At 57.8% G+C, this 2590-nt stretch carries 1 protein-coding gene and 1 pseudogene; both read left to right on the top strand.

Going from position 1 to position 2590, the window contains the following annotated elements; all coding sequences use genetic code 11:
- The first annotated feature begins 322 nt into the window (after positions 1-322).
- Positions 323-826, top strand: a pseudogene (locus tag ASE60_RS35645) (glycosyltransferase).
- Between the two features lie 446 nt (positions 827-1272).
- Positions 1273-2492, top strand: a protein-coding gene (locus ASE60_RS14095) for an IS3 family transposase (RefSeq protein WP_113738009.1) whose coding sequence is annotated in 2 segments (ribosomal slippage) — positions 1273-1606 and positions 1606-2492 — 1221 coding nt in all. Because the reading frame shifts where the segments join, the coding sequence is not laid out codon by codon here.
- Positions 2493-2590 lie beyond the last annotated feature (98 nt).

Raw genomic sequence — 2590 nt, forward strand, 5'->3', positions numbered from 1 at the left:
CATCTTCTTCCACGACTTGGTGTCCACTTATTTTGGTGGACACCTTATGCGTCAGCTTACTCAAGAGAAGACGGCGCGGGGAATTTCGCGCTTGGCGTTGATTTTCCTTGGACGCCGCTCTTTCTGAGCGTGATCTTCCTTTTTCACCCAACGCTCTCGGATAGGTCGCCAGCGGTGGCGGGCTCGTGCTGATCGTCCTGACATTGGCAAACCAGTTGCGTTCCCGGACACCCGCCTCGGCCCATTGGCCGGGAAGCCGAGGCGCAGGGGCAGAATGCCGAGGCGGTTCAGGTTCTCGGAATGCGCGAGGCTGCGGTTTGTGATGGTCTCCCGATTGTCGAAGGAAAAAGGCTATAATATCTCGATAAGCGCCTTTTCGCGCGTCGCCATTTTCAATCCGAAGGCGAGGCTTGATGTTTTCGGCGACGGGCCAGAGCGCGAAAGTCTAGAGAGACTTGTCAAGAAACTCCGCCTTAATTGAGCCTGGCCAAGGAGCTGCCACGGCACGACATTTTCATCCAGGCATTCGCGCATCAAGGAAGGGTCGCCGGTGTCGATCGTCGAGGCGATGGCCTGCACTTTACCAGTCATCGCCACTGCGATCGGCGGAATTGCCAGCCAGGTCGTCCCTGGGCGGACAGGATACCTTGTCTCCGAGGGCGACGTTGCCGGCATGTCGGTGGCGATGCAGAGATTGGCGTCGGACCCGGCGCTGCGTAAGCAATTGGGAAGCGCAGCCCGCACGCAGGCCGTCGCTTATCATGACTCCACGACGAAGGCGCGGCGCCTTGGCGAGTTAAGCGTCCGCCGGTCGGCAACAGCATGATTGCCGATGTCCGGCGGTGCGAGCTTAGGACAGCGAAATGGCGGCGGCTCGACGAGCAACGGGATCTACGGATATCGAACAAACCTGCACTGCAACATCCGTGGCGTCGAGAACGGCATAACCGTCTTGGAGCCGGCCCTTATCCAAGACAACTAATTCATAGGTAGTAATTCTTAGGTAGGCGCCGCTAACGGTGGCAGCGATGTTCAGTGTAATGGCCCCATAAATCCCCGGACATGATCTCCCACTTGTTAAGTGTGAGGAGTAATGTCCTCATTATGAGTAGTCACAACCCGAAGATAGAAGTGCTGTCCGGCCCTGAGCGCCGCCGTCGCTGGTCGACGGCCGAGAAGCTCGCCATCGTTCAGGAGANTTCAGTGTAATGGCCCCATAAATCCCCGGACATGATCTCCCACTTGTTAAGTGTGAGGAGTAATGTCCCCATTATGAGTAGTCACAACCCGAAGATAGAAGTGCTGTCCGGCCCTGAGCGCCGCCGTCGCTGGTCGACGGCCGAGAAGCTCGCCATCGTTCAGGAGACGTATGAAGGGGATGCGACGGTCAGCATCGTCGCGCGGCGTCACGGCATCCAGCCGAACCAGTTGTTCAATTGGCGCAAGCTTGCAGCGCAGGGAGCGTTCACCGCAACCGCATCGCAGGAAGACGTCGTTCCGGCATCCGAATATCGAGCCCTTCAGAACCAGGTCAAGGAACTGCAGCGCCTGTTGGGCAAGAAGACGATGGAAGGCGAAATCCTCAAGGAAGCGCTTGAGATCGCCACCGGCCCAAAAAAACACCTGTTGCGCTCGCTGTCATTGCCGAAGGGCAGTTCGCGATGACGGCGGTGTGCGAGACTTTGGGTGTCGCCCGATCAAACATTGCAGAGCGCGTGAAGCAAATCCCTTCCAAAGCCCGTGGGCGACCGCCGCTTGCTGATCAGGGCCTGGTGGATGAGATCAAAACGATCATCGCCGATATGCCGACCTACGGCTATCGCCGGGTTCACGCCATTCTGCGCCGAAACGCCAGCAACGATGGCCGTTCCTGGCCAAACGTCAAACGCGTCTATCGGGTGATGAAGGTGCACGACCTGCTCCTTCAGCGCCATACCGGTGCGAGTGATACCCGTCGCCACGACGGCCGCGTCGCTGTGGAGCAGTCGAACCTACGTTGGTGTTCGGACGGATTCGAAATTGGCTGCGACAACAGAGAGAAGGTGCGCGTTGCCTTTGCCCTCGACTGCTGTGACCGCGAGGCCATTGCCCACGTCGCCACCACTGAAGGCATCAAGAGCGCGGACGTTCAGGACCTTGTCATCACCGCCGTCGAGAACCGCTTCGGTCGCATCAACGCCCTTCCAAAGCCCATCGAATGGCTGACTGACAATGGCTCGTGCTTCATTGCGAAGGACACGAAATCGCTGCTGCTGGATATCGGGATGGAGCCTTGCTCGACACCCATTCGCAGCCCGCAGTCRAACGGAATGGCGGAAGCCTTCGTCAAAACCTTCAAGCGCGACTACGTCTCGGTCAATCCCATTCCGGACGCCGAAACCGTCATCGCCCAACTGCCCTTATGGTTCGAGCATTACAACACGCTTCACCCGCACAAGGCTTTGGGATATCGATCACCGCGCGAGTTCTTAAACCGTCAAACAGAAACCTGATCCTGTCCGGTTTTTATGGGGCAACTCCAGGACGTGAATTTCGAAACTACGAAAAATGATGTGATGGCCGAGTCCGATCGCCTGATCACTCGGGAATT

Origin of the sequence: Ensifer sp. Root278 (assembly GCF_001429285.1) — a bacterium.
Taxonomy (GTDB): Bacteria; Pseudomonadota; Alphaproteobacteria; order Rhizobiales; family Rhizobiaceae; genus Ensifer.